Source organism: Sphingomonas sp. TZW2008 (genome assembly GCF_002117915.1).
Taxonomy (GTDB): Bacteria; Pseudomonadota; Alphaproteobacteria; order Sphingomonadales; family Sphingomonadaceae; genus Sphingomonas.
On the sequence record NZ_BDJB01000008.1, the window covers coordinates 227,764 to 252,278 of the forward strand.

Below are 24,515 nucleotides of genomic sequence, written 5' to 3' on the forward strand. Positions count from 1 at the left end.
GCCGCGATCGGAATGAGCACTACTTCTTGCGCTTAAAATCCACGCTGACGACGTTCGAGCCGTCCTCGGCCGGCTGGCTCGGCGTCCCGTCATTCTCCGCCGAATCGTGCGGCCCGGGGCCGTCACCGGGCCCCTCCTGCGCCTGGAAGCGCAGCTCGAAATTGACCGACGGATCGTGGAAGCCTGTGATCGCCGAGTAGGGAATGACGAGCTTCGAGGGCACCTGGTTGAAGCTGAGGCCAACGGAGAAGCGCTGATCGTCGACGGTCAGATCCCAGTAGCGGTTCTGCAGCACTATCGTCATCTCGTCCGGAAAGCGTTCGATCAGCCGCTGCGGAATGTCGACGCCCGACGCCTGCGTCTTAAAGGTGATGTAAAAATGATGCTCGCCGGGCAGCGCGCCGCCCTCGGCGACCGACCCGAGCACACGGCCGACCACGGCGCGCAGCGCCTCCTGCACGATCTCGTCGTACGGAATCAGGCTATCGATTGAATGATCGTCCATCCGCGCCATGGGTAACGGTGTGCCGCGCGCGGTCAAGATTGCATGAAATACCCGCTTCGCTATGTGCCCGCCGATGCGCACCGCCACCATCCGCCGCGATACCAGCGAGACCAGGATCGCCGTCACCGTGAACCTCGACGGCACCGGGGCTTATCGCGTGTCGACCGGCGTCGGCTTCTTCGATCACATGCTCGAACAGCTGTCGCGCCACTCGCTGATCGATCTCGACGTCGAAACCAAGGGCGATCTGCATATCGATCAGCATCATACGATCGAGGATACCGGCATCGCGATCGGCGAGGCGATCGCCCGCGCGCTCGGCGACAAGCGCGGCATTCGCCGCTACGGCGATGCGCTGTCGCCGATGGACGAGACGCTGACGCGCGTCGCGCTCGACATCTCGGGCCGCCCGTGGCTCGTCTGGAAGACCGAGTTCAGCCAGAAGCGGCTCGGCGAAATGGATACCGAGATGTTCAAGCACTGGTTCCACAGCTTCGCGCAAGCCGCTGGAATCACGCTGCATGTCGAGACGCTGCACGGCGAGAACAACCACCATATCGCCGAGAGCGCGTTCAAGGGGCTCGCCCGCGCGCTGCGTCAGGCGGTCGAGATCGATCCGCGCAAGGCGGACGCGATCCCCTCTACCAAGGGCGTTCTATGACGCTGGCATTGGTCGACATCCAATCGGGTAATCTTCACTCGGTCGAGAATGCGCTGCGTGCCGCCGGCGCCGTCGACATCGTCGTGACAGCGGACCCGGCTGTGATCGCGGGGGCCGATCGCATTGTGCTGCCCGGCGTCGGGGCGTTCGGCGCGTGTGCCGCCAACCTTCGCGCGGTCAATGGACTCGAGGCCGCGCTACGCCGCCGCGTCCTCGACGAGCGCACGCCGTTCCTTGGCATCTGCGTAGGCATGCAGTTGCTCGCCGAGCGCGGCGAGGAGTTGGGCCAGCATCGCGGGCTCGGCTGGATCGCCGGCAGCGTGCGACGCGTCGATCCTGCCGGCAGCGACGCCAAGGTGCCGCACATGGGCTGGAACGACGTCGTCCCGCTTGTCGATCATCCGCTGATCGCGCGCGGCGAGGCGTATTTCCTGCACAGCTATGCTTTCGAGGGCGAGGGCGATGGCGAAGGTGGGGATGTGATCGCGCGCACCGACCACGCCGGCCCGGTCACCGCTGCGATCGGCCGCGACAATATCGTTGGCGTCCAGTTCCACCCCGAGAAGAGCCAGCGCTACGGCCTCGATCTTCTCGCCCGCTTCCTGGAGTGGCAGCCGTGAGCCTCATCGTGTTTCCCGCGATCGATCTGAAGGGCGGCCAAGTCGTGCGCCTTGCCGAAGGCGACATGGATCGCGCCACCGTTTACGGGGACGATCCGGCCGCACAGGCGATGCTGTTCGCCGAGGCGGGCGCCGGTCACCTTCACGTCGTCGATCTCGACGGCGCCTTCGCCGGCGAGAGCCGCAATGGCGATGCGGTGCGCGCGATCGTCAGCCGTTTTCCTGGTCACGTCCAGCTCGGCGGCGGGATCCGCACGCCGCAGAGCGTCGAGCAGTGGTTCGGCGCTGGCGTCGCGCGCGTCGTGATCGGCACCGCGGCGCTCGAGAACCCGCAGTTCGTGCGAGACATGGCCGCGGCATTCCCCGGCGGCATCGTCGTCGCGGTCGACGCGCGCGACGGCATGGTCGCGACCAAGGGCTGGGCGGACGTCTCGACCACCAGCGCGGTCGATCTCGCCCGCCGCTTCGAGGATGCCGGCGTCGCCGCGCTGCTGTTCACCGATGTCGGCCGCGATGGCCTGCTCAAAGGCTGCAACGTCGAGGCAACGGTCGATCTGGCGCGCGCCGTGTCGATACCGGTCATCGCCAGCGGTGGCGTCAAAGGTATCGCCGAAATCCATGTACTTGCGCTGCATAACCGTAACGGGATCGAAGGTGTCATCACCGGGCGGGCGCTATACGACGGTCGACTTGACCTCGCGGCAGCGCTTAGCGTGGCGGCGGCGGCGTGAGCGTTCGCGCGCGGGTGATCCCGTGCCTCGACGTTGCGGGCGGCCGCGTGGTCAAAGGCGTGAACTTCGTCGACCTCGTCGATGCGGGCGATCCCGTCGAGCAGGCGCGTGCCTATGACGCCGCCGGCGCCGACGAGCTTTGCTTCCTCGATATCAGCGCCAGCCACGAGGGGCGCGACACGATCCTGGACGTCGTCCGGCGCACCGCGGCGGTTTGCTTCATGCCGCTGACGGTCGGCGGCGGTGTGCGCTCGGCGGAAGATGCGCGCGCGCTGCTGCTCGCCGGAGCGGACAAGGTCGCGGTCAACTCCGCCGCGGTCGCGCGTCCCGAAGTCGTCGCCGACATCGCCGAGCGGTTCGGCAGCCAGTGCTGCGTCGCCAGCGTTGATGCGCGCCGCGTCGGCGATGGGTGGGAGGTGTTTACCCACGGCGGCCGTCGCGCCACCGGGATCGATGCCGTCGCACACGCGCTCCGCCTCGCTGATCTCGGCGCGGGTGAGATCCTGCTGACCTCGATGGATCGCGACGGCACCCGCGACGGCTACGATCTCGATCTCGTCCGCGCGATCGCCGATCGCACCGGCGTGCCCGTCGTCGCGTCGGGCGGCGTCGGTAGCCTCGACCATCTCGTCGCCGGGATCGTCGAAGGCCACGCCTCCGCGGTGCTTGCCGCCTCGATCTTCCACTTCGGGGAGGCGACGATCGCCGACGCGCATCGCGCGCTGGCGAACGCCGGCGTACCCGTGCGCGCTCACTGATCGTTTACGCCGTGCGGCTATCTCGAGGGTCGCTACGGAAAAGGACGCGCCCCTTGTTGAAGCTTCTGGTGCTGCCCCTCCTACTCGCCTGGCCCGCCTATGCCGACAACGGCCATTCGGGCGTCGCGACGGCGCGCACTGGTCCCGAGCTGTCGGACGCGGCGCTGTTCGTCGCCGCCGCGCTCGCGGTGTGGCTGACGCGGCGCGCGCTCCGCAACCGCGCTCGCCGGGATGCGCGCCGCAGAGGTTGACCTTCGCCGCGCCAGCCGCCACCCCCGCCCCATGGCCGAAGACACGCTGGACCGCCTCCAAGCCACGATCCGCGCGCGCAAGGATACGCCCGCGGTACGCTCCTACACCGCCAGCCTGTTCTTCCAGGGACGGCACAAGATCGCGCAGAAGCTCGGCGAGGAAGCCGTCGAGACGGTGATCGCCGCCTGCTCGGGTGACGATGCGAAGATCGTGCCCGAGGCCGCGGACCTCATCTTCCACCTCCTCGTCCTGCTCGCCGACGCCGGTCTCGGCCTCGACGACATCCGCCGCGAACTCGAACGTCGCGAGGGTCAGTCGGGGCATGACGAGAAGGCCGGCCGCCCGCTCTCCTTCCGCCCCGAGTAAGGATCAAAGGACCGCCGATGCCCGTCGATGCCACGCAGCCGTACGACGATCAGAACATCTTCGCGCGCATCCTGCGCGGAGAGATCCCGTCGAAGACGGTATATGAAGACGAGCACGCGCTCGCCTTCCACGATATCGCGCCCTGGTCGCCGACGCACATCCTCGTCATTCCGAAGGGTGCCTATGTCAGCTGGGACGATTTCTCTGCGCGCGCGAGCGACGCGGAGATCGCCGGCTTCGTCCGCGCGGTTGGCCATGTCGCGCGCACGGCGGGGCTTGTCGAACCGGGCTATCGCCTACTCGCCAACACTGGTCCCCACAGCCACCAGGAGGTGCCACACCTCCACGTCCACATCCTCGCCGGCCGCCCGCTTGGGCCGATGCTGGCGCAGAACGACGGGCGCGGCTGATCGCGCCGATCCTCGCCTGAGGCGCCGATCCGTCACCGAAATGTCGCACATCGGCGGCCGTCGTACGGCTCAAACCCGGCTCGGGGATTGCGCCGGAGCGATTGCCCGCTAGGCTCGCGCAATAAAGCATCAAGGTCGCCGGGGAGCGGCCAAGGGAGAATTATGGCAACACGACCCGCAGGCGGGATCCTCTCGCGCATGATGGCGCGCAAGTCGATCGCGCAGGTACAACGCGAATCCGCCAGCAGTGAGCTGAAGCGTACGCTCGGCAAGTGGAACCTGCTGCTGCTGGGTGTCGGCTGCATCATCGGCGCCGGTATCTTCGTGCGGACGGGCAGCGCCGCCGCGCTCCACGCCGGTCCGGCGGTGCTGCTGTCGTTCGTCGTCGCGGGCATCGTCTGCGCCTTTGCCGGGCTGTGCTACGCCGAACTGTCGTCCACCCTGCCCGTCTCGGGCTCGGCCTACACCTACGGCTACACCACGCTCGGCGAATTCGTCGCCTGGATCATGGGCGCGCTGCTGCTGCTCGAATACGGCCTCGCCGCATCGGTCGTTGCAGTCGGCTGGGGCGGCTATGTCGTCAGCCTACTGGCCGACATCGGGATCGTCATCCCGCCGCAGTTCACCGGGCCGTCGGGCTATCCGCTGGTGCTCGACGGCGTCGCGGTGCTGGTCGACGGGCAACCCGTCACCACCATCTTCAACCTGCCCGCCTTCCTGATCTGCATCGCGCTCGCGCTGCTGCTGGTGCGCGGCGTGTCGGAATCGGCCAAGGTCAACAACATCATCGTCGCGATCAAGGTCAGCGTGCTCGTCGCGTTCATCGCCGTCGGTGGCCTGATCGTGCTGTCGAACCTGGGTGAGCTCGTCGCGAAGAACTGGACGCCGTTCATTCCGCCGAACCAGGGCGACGGCAAGTTCGGGGTCGACGGCATCATGCGCGCCGCCTCGATCGTCTTCTTCGCCTATATCGGTTTCGAAGCGGTCTCCACCGCTGGCCAGGAAGCCAAGAACCCGCAGAAGGACATGCCCTTCGGCATCATCGGCAGCCTCGTCGTCTGCACCGTCATCTACATGCTCGTCGCCGCGATCATGACGCTGCTCGTGCCCTACGGCGCGCTCAACGTCCCCGATCCCGTCGCCGTCGTGGTCGACAATTTCGGCCCGCAATGGGGCTGGCTCGCCAAGATCATCAAGATCGGCGCGATCGTCGGCCTCACCTCCGTCGTGCTGGTACTGATGTACGGCCAGACGCGCATCTTCTACACCATGGCGCGCGACGGGTTGCTGCCGCGCGTCTTCGCCACCGTCCACCCGAAGTTCAAGACGCCGTACATCAACACGCTGCTCGTCGGCGTCATCACCGCCGTCGCGGCGGGCTTCTTCGACATCAACGTGCTGGGCGACATGACGTCGGTCGGCACGCTGGCGGCGTTCGCGATCGTGTGCCTGTCGGTGATCTACCTGCGGCGGTCGGCGCCCGAGCTGCCGCGCGGCTTCTCCGTGCCCTTCTATCCGGTGCTGCCGATCCTCGGCATCGCCTCGTGCGCGTATCTTATCACCACCGTGCCGTGGAACGTGCTGGTGTTCTTCCTGTGGTACATGCTCGGCGGCGTGGTGCTGTATTTCGTGTACGGCATCCACAAGTCGAACCTGCAGAACGGTCGCGAGGCCGATGGCGGTCCGGAGATGGGCGAGTTCCCCGCCCCGGTGGGCGAGCAGCCCTAACGCCCAGTCCCAACCTCCCGTTCGCCCTTCGACAATCCCGGGGCGAACGGGATAGAGGTCGCGCATGACGACCGATCTGCCTGCCGACGATTCCGCCGCCGCCGCCGAGCTCGAAGCACTCGCCGGCACGATCGCGCACCACAACCGCCTCTACCACACCGACGACGCGCCCGAGATCTCGGACGCCGACTATGACGCGCTCGTCCGCCGCAACGCCGCGCTCGAGCAGGCGTTTCCGCACCTCGTCCGCGCCGACAGCCCGTCGCGTCACATCGGTGCCGCACCCGCCGCGCACCTCGCCAAGGTCGCGCACGCCCGGCCGATGACCAGCCTCGACAACGCCTTCTCCGATGCCGAGGTGGAGGAGTTCGTCGCCCGCGTCCGCCGCTTCCTGCGCCTCCCCGACGACGAAGCCGTCGCGCTAACGGCCGAGCCGAAGATCGATGGCCTGTCCTGCTCGCTGCGCTACGAGAACCGCGAGCTGGTCCAGGCGCTGACGCGCGGCGATGGCACGACCGGCGAGGACGTGACCGCCAACGTGCGCATGATCGCCGACATTCCCGCGACGCTGCCCGCCGACGCGCCCGACGTGTTCGAAGTGCGCGGTGAAGTGTACATGGCGAAGGCCGACTTCGCCGCACTCAACGCCCGCCTCGCTGACGAGGCAGCGGGCACCGGCAAGGAGGCGCGACAGTTCGCCAATCCGCGCAATGCCGCGGCGGGATCGCTGCGCCAGAAGGACCCGGCCGTCACCGCCGGGCGGCCGCTGCGCTTCCTCGCCCACGGCCTGGGCGAGGCGAGCGCGATTCCCGGCGATACGCAGGCGGCGCTGGTCGCGGCGATCCGCAGCTGGGGCTTTCCCGTGGCACAGGATTTCACGCGCGCTGCCTCGCTCGACGATGCGCTTGCCACCTATCGCGCGATCGAGGCGGCACGCGCCGATCTGCCGTTCGATATCGACGGCGTCGTCTACAAGGTCGATCGGCTCGATTGGCAGGAACGGCTCGGCTTCGTTGCGCGGGCGCCGCGCTGGGCGATCGCGCACAAGTTTCCCGCCGAGCGCGCGCAGACGACGCTCAACGCGATCGACATCCAGGTCGGCCGCACCGGTAAGCTCACCCCCGTCGCGAAGCTCGAACCCGTCACCGTCGGCGGCGTGGTGGTGCGCAACGCGACACTGCACAATGCCGACGAGATCGAGCGGCTCGGCGTGCGGCCGGGCGACCGTGTCGTGCTCCAGCGCGCCGGCGATGTCATCCCGCAGATCGTCGAGAACCTCACCCGCGACACGCCGCGTGACGCGTGGCACTTCCCGACGCACTGCCCCGAATGCGGATCGGAGGCGGTGCGCGAGGTCGGCGAGGTCGATTGGCGCTGCTCGGGCGGGCTCGTCTGCCCGGCGCAAGCGGTCGAGCGGTTGCGCCATTTCGCCTCGCGCCACGCGCTCGACATCGAGGGTCTCGGCATCACCAATATCGAGAACTTCTACGCCGACGGGCTGATCGCGCGTCCGGCGGATATCTTCCGACTGACCACCGAGACGCTGCTCGCACGCGAACGCTGGGCCGACGTGTCGGCGCGCAACCTCATCGCCGCGATCGATGCCAAGCGCGCGCCGCCGCTCGATCGCTTCCTGTTCGCGCTTGGCATCCGCCATGTCGGCGAGGTCACCGCCCGCGATCTCGCGCGGCGCTGGACCAGCTGGGCCGCGTTCCGTGCAATGATCGACGCCGGCACCGCCGGGCGCGACGCCATGCTGCAGGCGATCGGCGAGAGCGACGACAAGCTGCTCGCGCGGACCGCCAAGGAGCTCGCGGCGATCGTCGATACCAAGCAGGTCGGGCCCGAAGTTGCGCTGGCGCTGATCGACTTCTTCGCCGAGGAACGCAACGACGCCGCCGTTGCCGACCTCTTGACCGAGATCGCGCCCGCCGACGTGGTGCACGAGACACGCTCGTCGGAGGTATCGGGCAAAACGGTGGTGTTCACCGGTACGCTCGAGACGATGAGCCGCGACGAGGCGAAAGCGCAGGCCGAATCGCTCGGCGCCCGCGTCGCCGGGTCGGTCTCAGCGAAAACCGATCTCGTCATTGCCGGTCCCGGCGCGGGATCGAAGGCGAAGAAAGCGGCCGATCTCGGCATTCGCGTAATCGACGAAGCGGGGTGGCAGGCGATCGTCGCAGCTTCCGCCTGACGACGTATGTGGCTGCGGGCATCGTCGATCTAGGACAGACCTGATGCCTTTTTGCAACGCAGCGAAAGCGATTTTGGTTCCGCCGTGAATCCCCTCGCGGCTGTAACCGAAGCGAAATATTGCAGGCGCACGGGCGCAGCGTACGGTTTGGATGCCGGCGTTCAGAGCTGAAGCTCTCAAGGGGAAGACATCAGATGCGACATAACCTGTTCTTGGGCGTGGCTGCGGTCGCGCTCATCGCGCCGGCTGGGGCGATGGCACAGGAAACCACCTCGGTGATCCGCGGCAACGTGACGGCCGGCGGCGCGCCGGTTGCGGGAGCCACGGTCACGGTCGTCAACGTGCCGTCGGGCACGACGACCAACGCGACGACCGATGCCAACGGCTCGTTCAACGCATCGGGCCTACGCGTCGGCGGCCCCTTCTCCGTCACTGTCGCGGCGCCGGGCTATCCCCAGGTTACCGTCACCGACATCTTCACCGTCGTCGCGCAGGCCTATGATCTGCCGATCGAGCTCCAGGCGGAAAGCGCCGAGACGCCTGGCGGCGACATCGTCGTCACCGCATCGCGCGTCGCCAATGCGCGCACTGTCAGCCAGGGTCCGGCCAACGTGCTGACGGCCGCCGACATTGCCAGCGTCGCCTCGGTCAACCGCGACGTGCGCGATCTGATGCGCCGCGATCCGTTCGCGCGCCTCGATGACAGCCCCTCGGGCGGCCGCGCCGTCAGCTTCGCCGGCCAGAACGCGCGCTTCAACCGCTTCTCGGTCGACGGCGTGCCCGTCACCGACAATTTCGGCCTCAACCCCGATGGCCTGCCCACCCGCCGCTCGCCGGTGCCGTTCGACGCGATCGGCCAGTTCCAGACCAAGGTCGCGCCGTATGACGTGCGCGAGGGCAATTTCCAGGGTGGCGCGATCAACGCGATCCTGAAGTCGGGCACCAACAGCTTCCACGGCACGGGCTTCTACGCCTATTCCGAGGACGGGCTGACGGGTAAGGAGACCAAGGCTGGCCCGGGCGTGCCGACCGGCCGCGTGACGCTGCCTGATTTCAAGTACGAGAACTACGGCGCACAGATCTCGGGCCCGATCATTCAGGACAAGCTGTTCTTCATGGTCGCCGGTGAGCGCATCCGCGCCAACACCCCGATCCCCGAAGGCACGATCGGCAACAACGCAGGCACCGTCGTTCCGAACATCAAAGACGCCGACGTTGCGACGATCCAGCAGATCGCACAGTCGCGCTACGGCTACGAGACGGGTGGCATCCTCAACAATGCGAAGGATCGCGACGACCGCCTTGTTGCGCGTATTGACGCCAATTTGTCGGACACGCAGCGCGCCTCGGTGACGTATCTGTACACCAAGGATTCGATCCAGTTTAACCAGAACACCTTCACCACCGGCACGCCGGGCATCGGCCTCGAATCGAACGGCTACGTCGGCTCGAACCGCCTGCACACCGGCGTGTTCCAGCTCAACAGCGACTGGACCGACGACTTCTCGACCGAAGTCCGCGGCTTCTACAAGGATTACAAGCGCGGCCAGGATCCGATCCTCGGGCGCGGCTTCGCGCAGATGCAGGTTTGCACCGCACCGACCTCGGATCGTGGCAGCGGCACGGCGACAAACAACGATCTCGCCGGCACCTGCCAGTCGGGCTTCGGCAACGTCTCGTTCGGCCCGGACGTCTCGCGCCAGTCGAATGAGCTCACCAGCCGCACCTACGGCGGCCTGCTGCAGGCCCGCCTGACGCGCAACAACCACGACCTGCGCATCTTTGGCGAATTCTCCGACACGAAGATCTTCAACCTCTTCGTGCAGCGCACCGCGGGCGACTATTACTTCGACTCGCTCGCCGACTTCCAGGCCGGCAACGCACAGCGCTTCCGCTACGGCAACGCAGTGCCCAGCCTCGATCCGGCGGAGGGTGCGGCGCGCTTCCGCTACCAGTCGTACACCTTCGGTATCCAGGACACGTGGTCGATCAGCGACATGCTGACGCTGTCGTACGGCGCGCGCTATGATCTGTTCGGTGGTGACAGCCGTCCGGCGCTGAACTCGGCGTTCCTTACTCGCTATGCCTTCCCGAACACCTCGTACATTTCGGGCCGCGGCGTGTTCCAGCCGCGCGTCGGCTTCGATTTCAAGCCGGTATCGGACGTGTCGCTGCGCGGCGGCATCGGCATCTTTTCGGGCGGCTCGCCCGACGTCTATGTGTCGAACAGCTTCTCGAACACCGGTTTCCTGACCAACGCGATCGACGTGCGTCAGCTCAACGGCGGTGGCTACACCGTGCCGGGCCTCACCGGCGCGGCAGCGACGACGGCGGGTCAGGCGATCCTTACCAACGTCAACGGTGCGACCATCCCGGCGCAGGCCAATGCGGTCCTCACCAACGCCTCGGTCAGCCAGCTGTCGCCGACCAACGCGCTCGATCCGAACTTCAAGGTGCCGTCGCAGTGGCGCGGCACGCTGTCGGCGGATTGGGATCCGAACTGGGGCGGCACCTTCGGTGACGGCTGGCACTTCGGCGCCGACTTCCTGTGGTCGGAGGTGCGCAATCAGGTGTTCTTCACCGACCTGCGCGTCGTGCCGACCGCGCTGCGCACCCCCGATGGCCGCATCCGCTACACCTCGGCAGCCGGCACCGGCAACCTCGGCGACACCAACCAAGACCTGCTGCTCACCAACACCAAGCGCGGCCGCAGCTACATCGGCGTGGCGCGCATCGGGAAGGACTTCGACTTCGGCCTGAAGGCGTTCGTCAGTTACTCGTATCAGGACGTGAAGGATCAGGCACCGGCGACCTCGTCGACCGCCTCGTCGAACTACGGCAACGGCGCGTTCTTCGATGCCAATGGCGCTGCCTACGGCATTTCGAACGATCAGGTCCGCCACAACCTGAAGTACAACCTGAGCTTCGACCACGCCTTCTTCGGCGACTACAAGACCAACTTCACCCTGTTCGGTGAAACCCGCATCGGTCGCCCGTACAGCTACACGATGCAGGATCTGTCGAACGGCCGCTCGGGCGTGTTCGGCACCAACGGCAACAGCTCGCGCTACCTGCTCTACGTGCCGACTTCGACCACCGATGCGCTGGTGTCGTACGACAGCGCCGCGACGCAGACCTATCTCGACAACCTCATCAACTCGACGAAGCTGAACAAGTATCGCGGCAAGGTTGCGCCGCGCAACGCGTTCAACTCGAAGTGGTTCACGCGCTTCGATCTGCACATCGGTCAGGAAATCCCGACCTTCATCGGCGATAGCCGGGTCGAGCTCTTCGCCGATATCGAGAACATCACGAACCTGATCAACAAGAACTGGGGCCAGGTCCGCGAGTATCAGTTCCCTTACACGATCCCGGCAGTGCGCGTGCAGTGCCTACAGACCGCGGTCGCGACCGGCACGGCGCCGGGCACGGCGGCGGCTGCCAACACCACGCAGGCATGCGCGCAGTATCGTTACAGCGCGCCGGCCACGACGCCGAGCGACCAGATCTACACGCGCCAGTCGCTGTACTCGATCCGCGTCGGCGCGCGCTTCACCTTCTAAGCGCCGGTCACTTTCCGCGCTTATTGGGCCGCCGTCCCCCAACGGGACGGCGGCCTTTGTTTTGCGTGCCGCGCCCGCCCCGCCTATAGCGCCGGGCATGGCGACGACGCTCCCCGCCCCTTCTGCTGCACCGGCCTCGATCCGGCCGAGCAACCTCGCCGTGCGCCCGTTCTTTGAGGACAAGGCACGCGCCTTCTGGATCCTTCAGGCGGCGGGTTGGACCGGCTACCTAGTGCTGCGCACGGTATCGTCGATCTCGAACGGCTTCACGCTACAGGGCGTCGTCACCAACATCGTTGAGACGATCGTCGGCTATTGCATCACGCTGCTGCTCTCGACGCTGTACGGCTATTATCGCGGGTTGCCGCGGATCACCGCGATCATCCTGACGGTGATGACGCTCGGCGCCGCCACCTTCGTTTACGCGCTGCTCGACACCTTCTCGTTCAGCTTCATAAAGCTCGCGGCGCCCGGCGTCGACGTGAAGCTGCTGATCGGCGCGCTGTTCCTCAACTTCACCGTGCTCGCCGGCTGGTCGGCGCTCTATTTCGGGATCAATTTTTATCTGATCGTCGAGGAGCAGATCGATCAGATGCAGCATCTCGAAACGCAGGCGTCATCGGCGCAGCTCGCGATGCTGCGCTACCAGCTCAACCCGCACTTCCTGTTCAACACGCTCAATTCGATCTCAACGCTTGTGCTGCTCAAGCAGACCGAGCGTGCCAATGCGATGCTGAGCCGGCTGTCGAGCTTCCTGCGCTACACGCTCGCCAACGAGCCCACCGCGCACGTCACGGTCGCGCAGGAGGTCGAGACGCTGAAGCTGTATCTCGAGATCGAGAAGATGCGGTTCGAGGATCGGCTGCGGCCCAAGTTCGAGATTGATCCGAACGCGGAGAAAGCCCGCCTCCCCTCGCTGCTGCTCCAGCCGCTGGTCGAGAATGCGATCAAATATGCCGTCACGCCGAAGGAAGATGGGGCGGAGATCTGCGTCACCGCGCGGCTCGTCGGCGATCGCGTGCGGATCGGCGTATCGGATACCGGGCCGGGGTTGCAGCCGACGCGGAACCGGCCAAGCCTTTCAACCGGCGTAGGCATCGCCAATATCAGGGAGCGACTGGTTCAGTCTTTCGGGACGGATCATCGCTTCGAGATCCGCGCCATGCCGACAGGGGGCTTTGGCGTGGAGATCGAGATCCCGGTTCAAACGGAATGAAGAGGAACAGGGGGCAGAAGCGTTGAGGTGACCAGTCCGGCCGATCGTCACGGCCGGGCGGCATCGTATCGGAGAATGACGTTACCATGACCATCCGCACTATTCTCGTCGACGACGAGCCGCTCGCGATCCAGGGCCTCGAGCTCCGGTTGCAGCCGCACGACGACGTCGAGATCGTCGCCAAGTGCCAGAACGGGCGCGAGGCGATCAGCGCGATCAAGACCCACAAGCCCGATCTCGTGTTTCTCGACATTCAGATGCCCGGGTTCGACGGCTTCTCGGTCGTCCAGGGGCTGATGGAAGTCGAACCGCCGTTGTTCGTCTTCGTCACCGCCTATTCCGATCATGCGTTGCGCGCGTTCGAGGCGCAGGCGGTCGATTATCTGATGAAGCCCGTCGAGGAGGCGCGGCTCGCCGACACGCTCGAGCGCGTGCGCCAGCGCATGTCGGAAAAGTCGAGCGTCGGAGAGGCAGAGAAGCTCAAGGAGGCGCTCGCCGAGCATGCACCCGAAGCGGCGGCAGAGATCGCCGACGTTGGCGGCGAACCGGTCAACGTCGGCAGGTTCGAGAAGCTCATCAACGTCAAGGATCGCGGGCAGATCTTCCGCGTCGACGTCGACACGATCGAGATCGTCGAGGCGGCGGGCGACTATATGTGCATCAAGACGGCGGACAACACGCTGATCCTGCGCGAGACGATGAAGGATCTCGAGAAGCGGCTCGATCCCAGGCGCTTCCAGCGCGTCCACCGCTCGACGATCGTCAATCTCGATCAGGTGCGCCAGGTTAAGCCGCACACCAACGGCGAATGTTTTCTGGTGCTCGACTCAGGCGCGCAGGTGAAGGTGAGCCGCAGCTACCGCGACGTCGTCGCGCGCTTCGTCCACTAGGCGGCAGCAGCTAGTCCATCCCCCACGGGGGCGGCGGAGGGGTCGACGATCGGCACCTCTGCGCGCCCCCCGGATACCCGCCCATCGGTCCTCCCGTTCAGCAGCAGCGCGGCAACGCGGAGACGCCTGACGATCAGAACATGCGCGAGCCACGAAAGGCCGCCAGCCAGCAGGATCGTCACCGCATAGCGTAAATTCGGGTGCAGCGTCGGCGGATAGAGCCGCGTGTTGATCAGCACGGCGAGCGGCAGATGCAGCAGATAGATCGTATAGGAAGCATCGGTCAGCCCCTGCACGATACGCGGTACCCGGCGGATCGTCGACGCGGTCCGTAACACGATCGCGAACACCAGCGGTGGGCACAGCGCGGCGCCGATGAAGCGGACGTATGGCTCGCCCTCGTCGAGCAGCCCTGCGCCCGTTAAGACATAGCAGACGGCGATCACCGCCAATATAGCCGCCGCCAATCGCGATGAGCGTAGCAGGCCGAGCCGAATGTGCTCCGATCTGGCAGCAAGAACGCCGAACAGGAAGGTGGGCAGATAGCCGAAGATTAGTTGGACGTTGGCATAGGCCTGCACCAGCCGTGGCGACAGGAGTGCGAACATCACTGGCGGCGTGAGCGCGAACATCACGGCGGTCAGCACCGCCGTTGCCAGCATCAGCGCGGGCGGCGCCATCCGCTCCCCGATGGCGAGGATGGACCGCCAGATGGCGGCATTCCGGTCGAGCAACCGCAGCAGCGCCGACGCCAGCAGCAAACCCCATAGAAACCACAGATGCCACCATTCGAACGGTAGCGGGATCGAGCCTCGAAAGCTTTGGTCGCTGGTCAGCAACCACCACATTGCGGGCGACAACAACAATACGCCAGTCATGGTCGGATAGCCGAGTTGCCGTAACCGCCGCGAGAGCCAGACGTCGCTTGGCACCAGCCGCAGCGTCAAAGCCGAGAGATATCCTGAAAGCGCGAAGAAGACGCCCATGCGGAACGCCTGTGAGACCATCTCCACGACGTAGAAGACGTGCGTGTGCTCGAGCGCGACCGAGCAGTGAACGAACAGCCCGCCAAGCATCAGCATCGCGCGCCACGCGTCGAGCCCGACGATCCGCCCCTCGCTGCTGTTCATCGCTCCCCCTAAGCGGCCCGTATAGCAGCTAAGGTCTCACGTATTGATTAATTGCAATCCTTATCATGTACTTGACGCAGACCAGTCGCGATCGGCCTTGACCATCGCCGATACCCTTCTTCGACCAAGTGGATCCCGTCTTCGTGATAGAAGTTGCCGGGACGTGCACCTACCAGGAGTTGCTCGCCGGCTGGAACGAACGCGGTGCGCGGTTGGCTGGCAGCAAACCGGCGCATTGCGGCATCGACGGCGAGTTGCGCCGGGCGATTGAGCCAGCGTGTCGGGCTCGGCTTCATCGACACGATCAGCAGCATGCTGTCCGGCGCTCGAGCGCGCAGCGCCTTCGCCAGACCGACGAGCCCCCTGGACACCGCTGCCGGATCGGTCCCGTCTGCGATGTCATTCTCACCGGCGTACAGCACGATCGCCGCGGGTGCGGGCTCACCCCCCGTTCTGCCGAGCCGAAGCGCGAGTTCGGGCAGGCGCGCGCCCTCGATTCCGCGATTGTAGACCGTCCAGCCGGCGAGATCGCGCTCGGCGCTGTCCCAGCGATGCAGCGACGAGCTGCCGACGAGCCACACGGTGCAGCGGCCCCCGGCCGCGATCCGCCCCGGCAGCGGCGAATGGCCGTGCTGCCAGCTGATGAAGAAGAAATAACCGGCGATGATCGCGACGAAAACGCCCGCGGCAAGCGCCAGCTTGCCTACGGTTGCCGCTATTTCGCGGATGATCGCCGATGATCGTGCGACGTGCATCCGCCACAATTCGCACGCCAAGCGTTAAGGCCGCGTCGACGCCGCCTCCTAAAAGCCGATCGGCGGGCCGGACGGTGCGAGCCCCTTCCTGCTCCGCCCGTCCGCTCCGTGCCGCTCGTTACCGCGTCTTGGCAGAGAAGGAGACGCCGACGATGCGCGGCTCGTTGTAGACCGCGGCATTGTAGTTCTCGATCACGCCCTTCAGGTTGCGCTCGTTGGTCACGTTGCGTGCGAACACGGCGATCTCGTAGCGGTCGTCGGGATCGGTGAAGCCCGCCTTCAGCCCCAGCTCGAAATTGCCGTCGGCGTAGAATTCGCGCGTCCGGTACAGGACGAAATTGGTGTAACCCTGCGCGTTGAAGTCGGTCGACACGAAGAAGTTGCCGCGATCGACGACCGGAATGTCGTAGCGGATACCGGCATTGAGCTGCCACTTGGGCGCGTTGGGCAGCGGGTTGCCGTCGACCTGTGCCAGCACCGCGGGCGCGCCGAAGATCGTCCGCGTCACGGTGGGGTCGAGCACGGTGCACGTGACACGGCCGTTGAGCGCGCAGACTTGCGCGAAGACGCGGTCGTCCTTGATCTTGGTCTTGAGCACGTTGCCACCGAGCGAGAAGCTGATGTTGCGGATCGGCCGCCACTCGATTTCGCCCTCGACGCCCCAGGCATCCGCCTTGTCGGCGTTGAACAGCACGCCGTTACCGTCGGCGTCGTTGCCGTTCAGCTGGATGTCGTCGACGCGCCAGTGGAACGCCGCGGCGTTGACGCGCAGGTTGCGCGTCGGCTCGCTCTTGAAGCCGAGCTCGTACGACATGATCGTCTCCGAATCGGCGGTGGTGAAGGCACTGCCGAACACCGCCGAGCGGCCCTGGATCGTCGGCCCGCGGAAACCGCGCGCGACGCGGGCATAGACGTTCACCTCGGGCGTTACCTGGTACAGCGCCGACAGATCCCAGCTCGGCTCCTTGCCGACGAGCCGCACGTCGCGGGCCGCGCCGGCCGGGAAGTTCACCGTCGCGCCGGTCATCGCCGGCTTCACCAGCGTCGTGCGCTTGCGATCCTCGGTGTAGCGCGTGCCCGCAGTCAGCGTCAGCCGGTCGGTCACGGCATAGCTCGCCTGCCCGAACACCGCCCACGACGTGTTGACGTCACGCAGCCGCACCCAATTGTCGGGATTGTTGGTGTTGGGATTGGTCGCGACGAACGGCGCGGTCAGGAAGAAGCGCCGCTGGTAGAATTCGGTCGTGTCGCGATTGTCGAAATAGAAGCCGCCGACCTGCCACTTGAATGCGGTGTCGCCGCTGCTGGCGAGGCGCAGCTCCTGCGTCCATTGGTCGAGATCGCGGATGTTGCCCTGGCTCTGACCGTAGCCATTGGGCACGCCGTTGAACGGAAACGCCACCGCAGCGCCGCCGTCGGTATCGCCGCGGCTATACCCTTCAGTCGTCTCGTAGCCGGTGATCGACGTCAGCGTCACGCCGCCGAAATCCCACGCGACGTTGGCCGACGCACCGTAGGTCGTATAGCCCTGCGGGTTGTTCATCGCCTCGTCCTGGTTGGTGACGGAGCGCGCCTTGGTCGGGTTGTTGCTGCCCAGCGGCAGCGCCCCGCGATAGAAGACGGTCGACGTGCCGTCATAGTCCCGCACGTGGCCCGACAGGTTGATCGACAGCATCTCGGTCGGCGTGAAGAGCAGCTGGAGCCGCGCGTTGCGATCCTCGAAGCCGCCCATCACGTCCTTGCCGCCGCGCGTTCCGTCGAAGCTCGCGCCGGCGTAGAGGTTGCTGATCCAGTCGTCGCGCCGCTGGTACAGGCCCGAGACGCGGAACGCGACCTTGTCGGCCACGATCGGCCCGCCGACGCCGGCATCGGCCGACACGGTGTTGTACGTGCCCCACGAAACCGAGCCGCGCGTCTGGAAGTCCATCGACGGGCGCACCGTATCGAACTTGACGATGCCTGCGGTGGTGTTGCGTCCGAACAGCGAGCCCTGCGGCCCGCGCAGCACCTCGACCTGCGCGACGTCGTAGATCGGGTTCGACTTCAGCACGACATGCTCGAGCACGATATCGTCCTGGATGATCGAGACCGGCTGCGAGGCGCCGAGGTAGAAATCGACGTTGCCGAGGCCGCGGATGTAGAAGCGCGGAAAGATGCGCCCGGTCGTCGTCTCGGCGTATAGCCCCGGTACGCGCCCGGCCAGCGCCAGGATGCCCTCGCCGCCCGACTGAAAGTCGCGCAGCGTGTCGCCGCGCACCGCACTCAAGGAGATCGGCACCGACTGCTGGTTCGCCTCGCGGCGCTCCGCGGTGACGACGATGTCGTCGAGCCCATCGGATGCGCCCGCCGTCTCACCGCCCTGGCTCGCCTGCGCCGGATCGGCAGGGCCGGATGCCTGCGCGCCCGCAAGCGTCGGCAGCGCGAGCATCGCGGTTGCGGAAAGAAGCAGAGCACGGCGAGCGATCGTCAGCGACACGGTATAACCCCCTAGAGAAAGAAACGTTGGCCGGGGCGCGTGCCGCCGTTGCGCCGCGGCTCTCCTGCCCCGGCTCGGCGAATCGATTGCTGGATGACCCCCGCCATCTCCCGCCGCCGCTGCTAGGCGCTGATTGCGACGGGTTTGTGACGCAATGTGTCTGCGACGGCCGCTGCGCGCTCCATTTCGCCGCGCTGCAATAGATGCTAACGGCGCGCGCATGCTTACGATCAACGGCATCACCGTGCGCCTGGGTGGGCGCGCGATCCTCGACGGCGCGTCGGCCTCGCTGCCGCCGGGCAGTCGCGTCGGGCTGATTGGCCGTAACGGCGCGGGCAAGTCGACGATGGTGAAGGTGATCGCCGGCCAGATCGAGCCCGACGGCGGGTCGATCGACATGCCGCGCGGCGCACGCATCGGCTATATCGCTCAGGAGGCGCCGGCGGGCGATGCGACCCCGTTCGACACCGTGCTTGCCGCGGACACCGAACGCGCGCGGCTGATGGAGCAGAGCGAGACCGAGGCCGATCCGGAGAAGCTCGGCGACATCTACGAGCGGCTGATCGCGATCGACGCCTATACTGCGCCCGCTCGCGCGTCGCAGATCCTGCTCGGCCTCGGGTTCGACGAGGACGCGCAGAACCGTCCGCTCGACAGTTTCTCGGGCGGCTGGAAGATGCGCGTCGCGCTCGCCGCGCTGCTGTTCTCGCAGCCCGATCTGCTGCTGCTCGACGAACCGTCGAACCACCTCGATCTCGAAGCGGTGATGTGGCTGGAGGATTTCCTGCGCGCGTACCGGGCGACGATCGTTGTCGTCAGCCACGAGCGTGATTTCCTCAACAACGTCGTCGATCACATCCTGCACCTGCAGGGCGGCAAGACGACGCTGTACGCCGGCGGCTATGATTCGTTCGAGCGGCAGCGCGCCGAACGGATGGCGCAGCTCGCCGCCGCCAAGGCGAACCAGGACGCGCAGCGCGCCAAGCTGCAGGACTACGTCGCGCGCAACTCGGCGCGCGCGTCCACCGCCAAGCAGGCGCAGAGCCGCGCCAAGATGCTCGCCAAGATGCAGCCGATCGCGGAGCTCGCCAACGATCCGACGCTGTCGTTCGGTTTCCCCGATCCTGAGCCGCTGCGGCCGCCGCTCGTCACGCTCGATCACGCCAGCGTCGGCTACGGCGACACGCCGATCCTGCGCAAGCTCAACCTGCGGATGGATCCCGACGATCGCATCGCGCTGCTCGGGCGCAACGGCAACGGCAAGACGACGTTCGCGCGGTTGATCGCGGCGCAGCTCGCGCCGATGGAAGGCGGCATGGCGGCCACCGGCCGGATGCGCGTCGGCTATTTCACGCAATATCAGGTGGAGGAACTCGAGGCGGACGATACCCCGCTCGCGCACATGACGCGGGTGATGAAGGGCGCCACCCCCGCCGCGGTGCGCGCGCAGCTCGGCCGCTTTGGCTTCTCGGGCGATCGCGCGACCGCCAAGGTCGGCAAGATGTCGGGCGGAGAGAAGGCGCGGCTCGCGCTCGCGCTGATCACGCGCGAGGCGCCGCACCTCCTGATCCTCGACGAGCCTACCAACCACCTCGACGTCGACGCGCGCGAGGCGCTGGTCCAGGCGCTCAACGACTATAAGGGCGCGGTGCTGATCGTCAGCCACGATCGCCACATGGTCGAGCTGACCGCCGATCGCCTCGTGCTGGTCGACGACGGCACGGCGCGCGAGTTCGACGGCAGCCTCGACGATTACGTCGCGCTGGTCCTCGCCAAGGAGCCGAAGGGCGAAGGCAAGGCGGCGCGCAAGGAAGCCGCCAAGGATCGCAAGGCCGCCGCCGAGAAGCGCGAGAGCGAGAAGGCGTGGCGCAAGGTCGCCAAGGAGATGGAGGGCGAGATCGCGTCGCTCAACGCCGATCGCTCGGCGATCGAGCGCGCGATGTTTGATCCCGCCAGTGCCAGCGGCGCGCTCGCCAAGCTGGCGATGAGCGATCTGATGAAGCGCCGGTCGGCGCTGACCGAGCGGATCGAGGCGGCCGAGGCGCGCTGGCTGGAGGCGACCGCCGCGCTTGAGGAAGCCTAAGGGCTCGCCGCCCGACCGGCGCCGGGCACAAGGCTTCAGAACGCCATCGCGAGCCGCTGCATCATCTGCCGCGCCGGGCTCTCTTCCGGCGTGCCGAGCACCTGCGCCGCGTCGAGCCGCGCGACGCGGCGGTGGAGATCGATGCTCGCGGCGACCATCGCGCGCGCTTGTTCGGGCAGCTCGCGCACCGACGCCGCCTCCGACACCGGCTGCTCGCCCAGCCGCCGCGAGGGATCGAGCGCGTCGCGCGGCCTAAGCTCACCCGCCAATACCGCGCGCTGCGTCAGCAGCCAGGCGATGACGTGCATCAGCCGCGTCGTGACCTTGAGCGACTCGCAGCTGAACGTCACACGCGCCATCGGCGCCAGCGCCTCGCGCTCGACGCGCCCGCCCTCGTCGAAATAGCCGCGCGCGTCGTCCGCGAGCACCATCGCCTCGACGTACAGGGCGTCGATCAGGCGGCGGTGAACCGGCGAGTCAGCGAGCGGGCGCACAGGCATGGCCATCGTGTTACACGCTTCCCCGATCGGCGCGACGGGTACAAAGCAGCACCGTAACCATGCCGCGTCCCAAAGCGATACTCACGCGATGATGTCCGGGATCAGATGATCCTCGAGCGCGGCAATTTCGTCGCGCAGCCGCAGCTTGCGCTTCTTCAACCGGGCGAGCTGCATCTGGTCGCCCGCCGCCTCGCCGGCCAGCGCTGCGATCGCCGAATCGAGATCGCGATGCTCTAGTCGCAGCGCAGCGAGCCGCGCGATGATCTGACTGTCGTCCACCGATGCTCCCCCGCAGCCCCGTCCGGGCCCTCCCCAGGCCCCCGCGAAACCACCCGTTCTGCCCACGATCGCCAATAGCAGAACGACGAACCGCGCAAGGCGAAAAGTCGTTCCGCCTGCAAGACGTCTCATCCCGTCATCGACCGGTCGCAGGACGCGCAATTTCGATGAGGACTTTTACGTCCGGGCGTGTTGTAGTCCCTACCCCCGCAACAGGCACACGGAGACATCTGTTATGCAGACCGCGCATCTTTCGGCACTCGAAGCCAAGCATGCCGTGCTCGATCAGCGCATCGCGGCCGAGAATCACCGGCCGCATCCCGACGACCTGCTGATCGCGGACCTTAAGAAGCAGAAGCTGCGCCTGAAGGAGGAAATCGCCGCGGCGCACTGATCGCCTGCGGCGAAACGGGGCCGGCACGGATCACGCCGCGCCGGGCCCGACCGCCGATCGACAGCCTAGCCGATCTGCCGCGCTACCGCCTTACGCGTCGCGGCGCCGTACGGCGGCTTCAATCCGGCGAGTTTGGCAACGTCGATCCGCGCCTGCTTGTACACCGCCTTCGCATGGCTGAACGTGCGGAAGCCGTCATAGCCATGATAGGCACCCATGCCCGATGGCCCGACGCCGCCGAACGGCAGATCCTCCATCGACACGTGGAACACGACATCGTCGAGCGTCACCCCGCCCGATATCGTCCGGTCGAGTACGCGGCGCCGTTCGCCCTCGTCGCTGCCGAAATAATAGAGGCCTAGTGGCCGATCGCGCCGATTGACCTCGGCGATTGCGCCGTCGATCCCGTCGTAGCACCGCACCGGCAGCACCGGGCCGAAGATCTCCTCCTGCATCAGCGTCATGTCGTCGGTCACGTCGCGCACGATATGCAGCGGCATCTTGCGGCTGTTGGTGCTGCTGAAATCCTCGTTCGCCGGATTGACCACCTCGACCCGCGCGCCCTTCGCACGCGCATCCTCAATCCAGTCGTGGAGGCGCTGGAAATGCCGATCGTTGACCACGCTGGTATAGTCGGGGTTGGCCAGCAGCTTCGGATACATCGCGCTCGCCGCGGCCTTCAGCCCGTCGACGACCGCCTCCTCCTGCTCCGATGGCACCAGCACGTAATCGGGCGCGAGGCAGATCTGGCCGGCGTTGAGCATCTTGCCGATCGCTATGCGCTCGCTGGTCTGCTTCACGTCGGCGCCCTTACCGACGATCACCGGCGATTTGCCGCCGAGTTCCAACGTCACTGGCGTCAGATTGTCCGCCGCCGCGTGCAGGATGTGGCGGCCGATCCCGGTGGCACCCGTGAACAGCAGATGGTCGAACGGCAGCGCGGCGAACGCCTGCCCCACCTCCGGTCCGCCCGAAACGAAGGCAAGCTCGACCGGATCGAAGTACCGGCCGACGATCTCCTCGAACAATGCGGCGGTCACCGGCGTATATTCGCTCGTCTTCACCATTGCGCGATTGCCCGCCGCGAACACGCCCGCGAGCGGCGACATGACGAGGTTCACCGGGAAGTTCCACGGCGCGATCACGCCGATCACGCCCTTCGGCTGATACTCGACCCACGCTTTGGCGCCGAGCAGCCCGAGCGGGAACTGCACCGATCGCTTCTCCGTCCGCGACCACCGGTCGAGGTTCTTCAGCGCATGATCGATCGGGCCGATCGACCCGGCGATATCGGTCATCATCGATTGCTCGCGGCTGCGATGCCCGAAATCCTCGCTCAGGGCGTCGCAGAAGCGATCGGCATGGTCGCGGATCATCGCGGCAGCGCGTTTCAGCCGATCCTTGCGCACCGACAATGGCTCGGGCAGCGCCGTCATGAAGTTCTCGCGCTGCGCCGCCAATACGTCCTTCATGCCGCCACTCCCCTCGTGTTCGTCGCCCCGCTCAGGCCGCGCAGCCGATCAGCCCCGCTACCGGCAGGACGATCGTGTCCTTGCCCGTCCGATCGATCCGCAACGTGCCCGCGTCGATCACCGCGCCCTGCGTCACGTCGCGCCGCGTCGCAATCGTCAGGTCGAGCGTCGCAATCACGTCGCCGCCGCGATACTCGGTCGTCGTTCCGAAGCCGAAACCTGCCGCGCCGCGCTGCGTCGCCAGCGCGAAGCTCGTCGGCTTGCCGTCGAGCGCGAGTTGCAGCGATCCCGCCGCCGCGGTCGCCATCGCGACCAGCGAGCGCGTTGTCCCCGTGCTGAACAGATAGGCCGCGCACCCGCTTGCCGGCAGCGCCTGGCGCGGCAGCGCGGCGATCGGCAGGCCGTCGATCGACGCCGGCGGCTTGGGCGGCTCAGGAGCCGCGAGCGCGAGAAGAAGCGCGATCATGCCCCCATTCCTATCACGAGCAGCAGCGCCGGGTAAGCCGCGAGTGCGAGGTACGCACCGAACGGCACGGCATCGTCGTGCGCGACCGACCGCCCCGTCGCCGTCCGCCACGCGACGATCCCGAGCCCGATCAGCGCTGCGAAGAGCAGCACCGGCGGCAGCATCCGCCAGCCGAGCCACAGACCGATGCCGCCGTACAACTTAGGATCGGCACCGCCCAGTCCTTCCTGCCCGCGCAGCCGCCGATAGGCGAAGCCGATTCCCCACAGCGCACCGAACCCGGCCGCGCCGCCGATCAATCGCTCACTCAGCGGCGGCGGCAGGATCGTCGCGGTGAGCACGCCGCTGATCGCGATCGCGCCGGTTAGCGCGTCTGGAATCCACATCTCGGTTGCGTCCAGCGCGACGACGAGCACGAGCAGCCAGCCGAACGCCGCCACCGCAAGTCCCGCCGGACCGGGTGTCACGAAGCCGGCGAGCATACCTGCCACCGCGCATCCGAGCTCCACCTGCCAGTGCAGGCCTGAGATCTTCGCACCGCAGCATGCTGCTCTGCCGCGAAGCAACATGCAACTGACCAAAGGGATTAGATGATACGTCGTAATTCCCTGTCCGCACGCGTCACACGCGGACCGCCCTCGCAGCGCGGAGCGGTTTGCCGGCCAGCGCAGCGCGACAGTCGCGAGAAAGCTGCCGACAATCGCACCCAGAAAGCCGAGAACGACGGGCCAGAAAAGATCAGACACCCGTCTTTCGTATCAGATAGCGATATACGCCGAACAGGTTGATCGCGAACAGCACGACATTCTGCGTGCCGAGCGCCCAGTCACCGGTCAGAGCCGCCCCGCTGATCCAGCAGATTGAGGATCCGACGAATAGGACGAAGCCCCACCCAGTCACGCGCCGCCCCAGATCGAGCGAAACCATGAATGCGGCGATCATGCCGCTGATCGAGGCGCTCCATTTCAGCACGTCGGTAAGGCTGTCCATTCACTTTCCTACACAGCGGCGCCACCTTTGTAATTGCGCCCGATCAGTCTTACACTCTGGCCATTAGATTTTTGCG

24 protein-coding genes are annotated in these 24,515 nt (G+C 66.6%); 14 read left to right on the forward strand and 10 right to left on the reverse strand.

The features are described from left to right. Positions 1-19 precede the first annotated feature (19 nt). Positions 20-505 (reverse strand): SspB family protein, encoded by a 486-nt coding sequence (locus tag B7L05_RS11080; RefSeq protein WP_085810325.1) that lies wholly within the window; start codon positions 503-505, stop codon positions 20-22. A 73-nt stretch (positions 506-578) separates the two neighbouring features. Here B7L05_RS11080 and hisB point away from each other — a divergent pair, with 73 nt between their 5' ends. From hisB to B7L05_RS11140, 12 genes are all read left to right on the forward strand, one after another. Continuing rightward, entirely contained in the window at positions 579-1,166 is a 588-nt protein-coding gene (gene hisB / locus B7L05_RS11085) for an imidazoleglycerol-phosphate dehydratase HisB (RefSeq protein WP_085810326.1), read from the forward strand. Next, positions 1,163-1,786, forward strand: coding sequence for an imidazole glycerol phosphate synthase subunit HisH (hisH, locus tag B7L05_RS11090; RefSeq protein ID WP_085810327.1), 624 nt, complete (start codon positions 1,163-1,165; stop codon positions 1,784-1,786). Before hisB ends, hisH begins: the two co-directional genes overlap by 4 nt. After that, positions 1,783-2,517 carry a 1-(5-phosphoribosyl)-5-[(5-phosphoribosylamino)methylideneamino]imidazole-4-carboxamide isomerase gene (gene hisA, locus B7L05_RS11095; protein WP_085810551.1) on the forward strand — a complete coding sequence of 245 codons (735 nt, stop codon included), beginning with the start codon at positions 1,783-1,785 and terminating at the stop codon, positions 2,515-2,517. The genes hisH and hisA overlap by 4 nt, the downstream gene beginning before the upstream one ends. After that, positions 2,514-3,275 carry an imidazole glycerol phosphate synthase subunit HisF gene (gene hisF, locus B7L05_RS11100; RefSeq protein WP_085810328.1) on the forward strand — a complete coding sequence of 254 codons (762 nt, stop codon included), beginning with the start codon at positions 2,514-2,516 and terminating at the stop codon, positions 3,273-3,275. The genes hisA and hisF overlap by 4 nt, the downstream gene beginning before the upstream one ends. Before the next feature lie 53 nt (positions 3,276-3,328). After that, a complete protein-coding gene (locus B7L05_RS11105) occupies positions 3,329-3,526 on the forward strand; it encodes a hypothetical protein (RefSeq protein ID WP_256926697.1) in 198 nt (65 codons plus the stop codon). Positions 3,527-3,557: 31 nt separating this feature from the next. Beyond that, entirely contained in the window at positions 3,558-3,893 is a 336-nt protein-coding gene (locus tag B7L05_RS11110; protein WP_085810329.1) for a phosphoribosyl-ATP diphosphatase, read from the forward strand. A gap of 17 nt (positions 3,894-3,910) precedes the next feature. Next, on the forward strand, positions 3,911-4,303 hold the full coding sequence (locus B7L05_RS11115; RefSeq protein WP_085810330.1) for a histidine triad nucleotide-binding protein: 393 nt from the start codon (positions 3,911-3,913) through the stop codon (positions 4,301-4,303). Positions 4,304-4,465: 162 nt separating this feature from the next. Further along, positions 4,466-6,031: an amino acid permease gene (locus tag B7L05_RS11120; protein WP_085810331.1), complete on the forward strand. Its 1,566-nt coding sequence runs from the start codon at positions 4,466-4,468 to the stop codon at positions 6,029-6,031. A gap of 64 nt (positions 6,032-6,095) precedes the next feature. Continuing rightward, positions 6,096-8,225: an NAD-dependent DNA ligase LigA gene (gene ligA / locus B7L05_RS11125; RefSeq protein ID WP_085810332.1), complete on the forward strand. Its 2,130-nt coding sequence runs from the start codon at positions 6,096-6,098 to the stop codon at positions 8,223-8,225. A gap of 194 nt (positions 8,226-8,419) precedes the next feature. Next, entirely contained in the window at positions 8,420-11,788 is a 3,369-nt protein-coding gene (locus tag B7L05_RS11130; RefSeq protein WP_085810333.1) for a carboxypeptidase regulatory-like domain-containing protein, read from the forward strand. Positions 11,789-11,885: 97 nt separating this feature from the next. Then, entirely contained in the window at positions 11,886-13,004 is a 1,119-nt protein-coding gene (locus B7L05_RS11135) for a sensor histidine kinase (protein WP_085810334.1), read from the forward strand. 86 nt (positions 13,005-13,090) lie between these two features. Next, positions 13,091-13,894, forward strand: coding sequence for a LytTR family DNA-binding domain-containing protein (locus tag B7L05_RS11140; protein WP_085810335.1), 804 nt, complete (start codon positions 13,091-13,093; stop codon positions 13,892-13,894). Here B7L05_RS11140 and B7L05_RS11145 read toward each other — a convergent pair. The 3 genes from B7L05_RS11145 to B7L05_RS11155 all read right to left on the reverse strand — a co-directional run bounded on the left by B7L05_RS11145 (position 13,891) and on the right by B7L05_RS11155 (position 18,207). Beyond that, complete coding sequence (locus B7L05_RS11145) at positions 13,891-15,024, reverse strand: acyltransferase family protein (RefSeq protein WP_085810336.1); 1,134 nt, start codon at positions 15,022-15,024, stop codon at positions 13,891-13,893. The genes B7L05_RS11140 and B7L05_RS11145 overlap by 4 nt on opposite strands. Positions 15,025-15,071: 47 nt before the next feature. Beyond that, complete coding sequence (locus tag B7L05_RS11150; RefSeq protein WP_085810337.1) at positions 15,072-15,779, reverse strand: GDSL-type esterase/lipase family protein; 708 nt, start codon at positions 15,777-15,779, stop codon at positions 15,072-15,074. A 118-nt stretch (positions 15,780-15,897) separates the two neighbouring features. Then, a complete protein-coding gene (locus tag B7L05_RS11155) occupies positions 15,898-18,207 on the reverse strand; it encodes a TonB-dependent receptor domain-containing protein (protein ID WP_085810338.1) in 2,310 nt (769 codons plus the stop codon). A 268-nt stretch (positions 18,208-18,475) separates the two neighbouring features. On the opposite strand from B7L05_RS11155, the gene B7L05_RS11160 reads away from it, so the two are divergent. After that, on the forward strand, positions 18,476-20,338 hold the full coding sequence (locus tag B7L05_RS11160; protein WP_085810339.1) for an ABC-F family ATP-binding cassette domain-containing protein: 1,863 nt from the start codon (positions 18,476-18,478) through the stop codon (positions 20,336-20,338). 35 nt (positions 20,339-20,373) lie between these two features. Here the strand turns inward: B7L05_RS11160 and B7L05_RS11165 are convergent, their stop codons facing one another. Then, on the reverse strand, positions 20,374-20,838 hold the full coding sequence (locus tag B7L05_RS11165; protein ID WP_179187204.1) for a DUF1465 family protein: 465 nt from the start codon (positions 20,836-20,838) through the stop codon (positions 20,374-20,376). A gap of 81 nt (positions 20,839-20,919) precedes the next feature. Then, complete coding sequence (locus B7L05_RS17690; protein ID WP_256926699.1) at positions 20,920-21,117, reverse strand: DUF465 domain-containing protein; 198 nt, start codon at positions 21,115-21,117, stop codon at positions 20,920-20,922. Positions 21,118-21,352: 235 nt separating this feature from the next. Here B7L05_RS17690 and B7L05_RS11175 point away from each other — a divergent pair, with 235 nt between their 5' ends. Beyond that, on the forward strand, positions 21,353-21,511 hold the full coding sequence (locus tag B7L05_RS11175) for a YdcH family protein (protein ID WP_085810342.1): 159 nt from the start codon (positions 21,353-21,355) through the stop codon (positions 21,509-21,511). 65 nt (positions 21,512-21,576) lie between these two features. Here the strand turns inward: B7L05_RS11175 and B7L05_RS11180 are convergent, their stop codons facing one another. From B7L05_RS11180 to B7L05_RS11195, 4 genes are read right to left on the reverse strand one after another with little or no spacing between them, the layout of a single operon-like run. Then, positions 21,577-22,983 carry a coniferyl aldehyde dehydrogenase gene (locus B7L05_RS11180; RefSeq protein ID WP_085810343.1) on the reverse strand — a complete coding sequence of 469 codons (1,407 nt, stop codon included), beginning with the start codon at positions 22,981-22,983 and terminating at the stop codon, positions 21,577-21,579. A 31-nt stretch (positions 22,984-23,014) separates the two neighbouring features. Further along, positions 23,015-23,449, reverse strand: a complete 435-nt coding sequence (locus B7L05_RS11185; protein ID WP_085810344.1) for a hypothetical protein — start codon at positions 23,447-23,449, stop codon at positions 23,015-23,017. Continuing rightward, positions 23,446-24,195: an A24 family peptidase gene (locus tag B7L05_RS11190; protein WP_085810345.1), complete on the reverse strand. Its 750-nt coding sequence runs from the start codon at positions 24,193-24,195 to the stop codon at positions 23,446-23,448. Before B7L05_RS11190 ends, B7L05_RS11185 begins: the two co-directional genes overlap by 4 nt. After that, positions 24,188-24,439 (reverse strand): hypothetical protein, encoded by a 252-nt coding sequence (locus B7L05_RS11195; RefSeq protein ID WP_256926700.1) that lies wholly within the window; start codon positions 24,437-24,439, stop codon positions 24,188-24,190. Before B7L05_RS11195 ends, B7L05_RS11190 begins: the two co-directional genes overlap by 8 nt. Positions 24,440-24,515 lie beyond the last annotated feature (76 nt).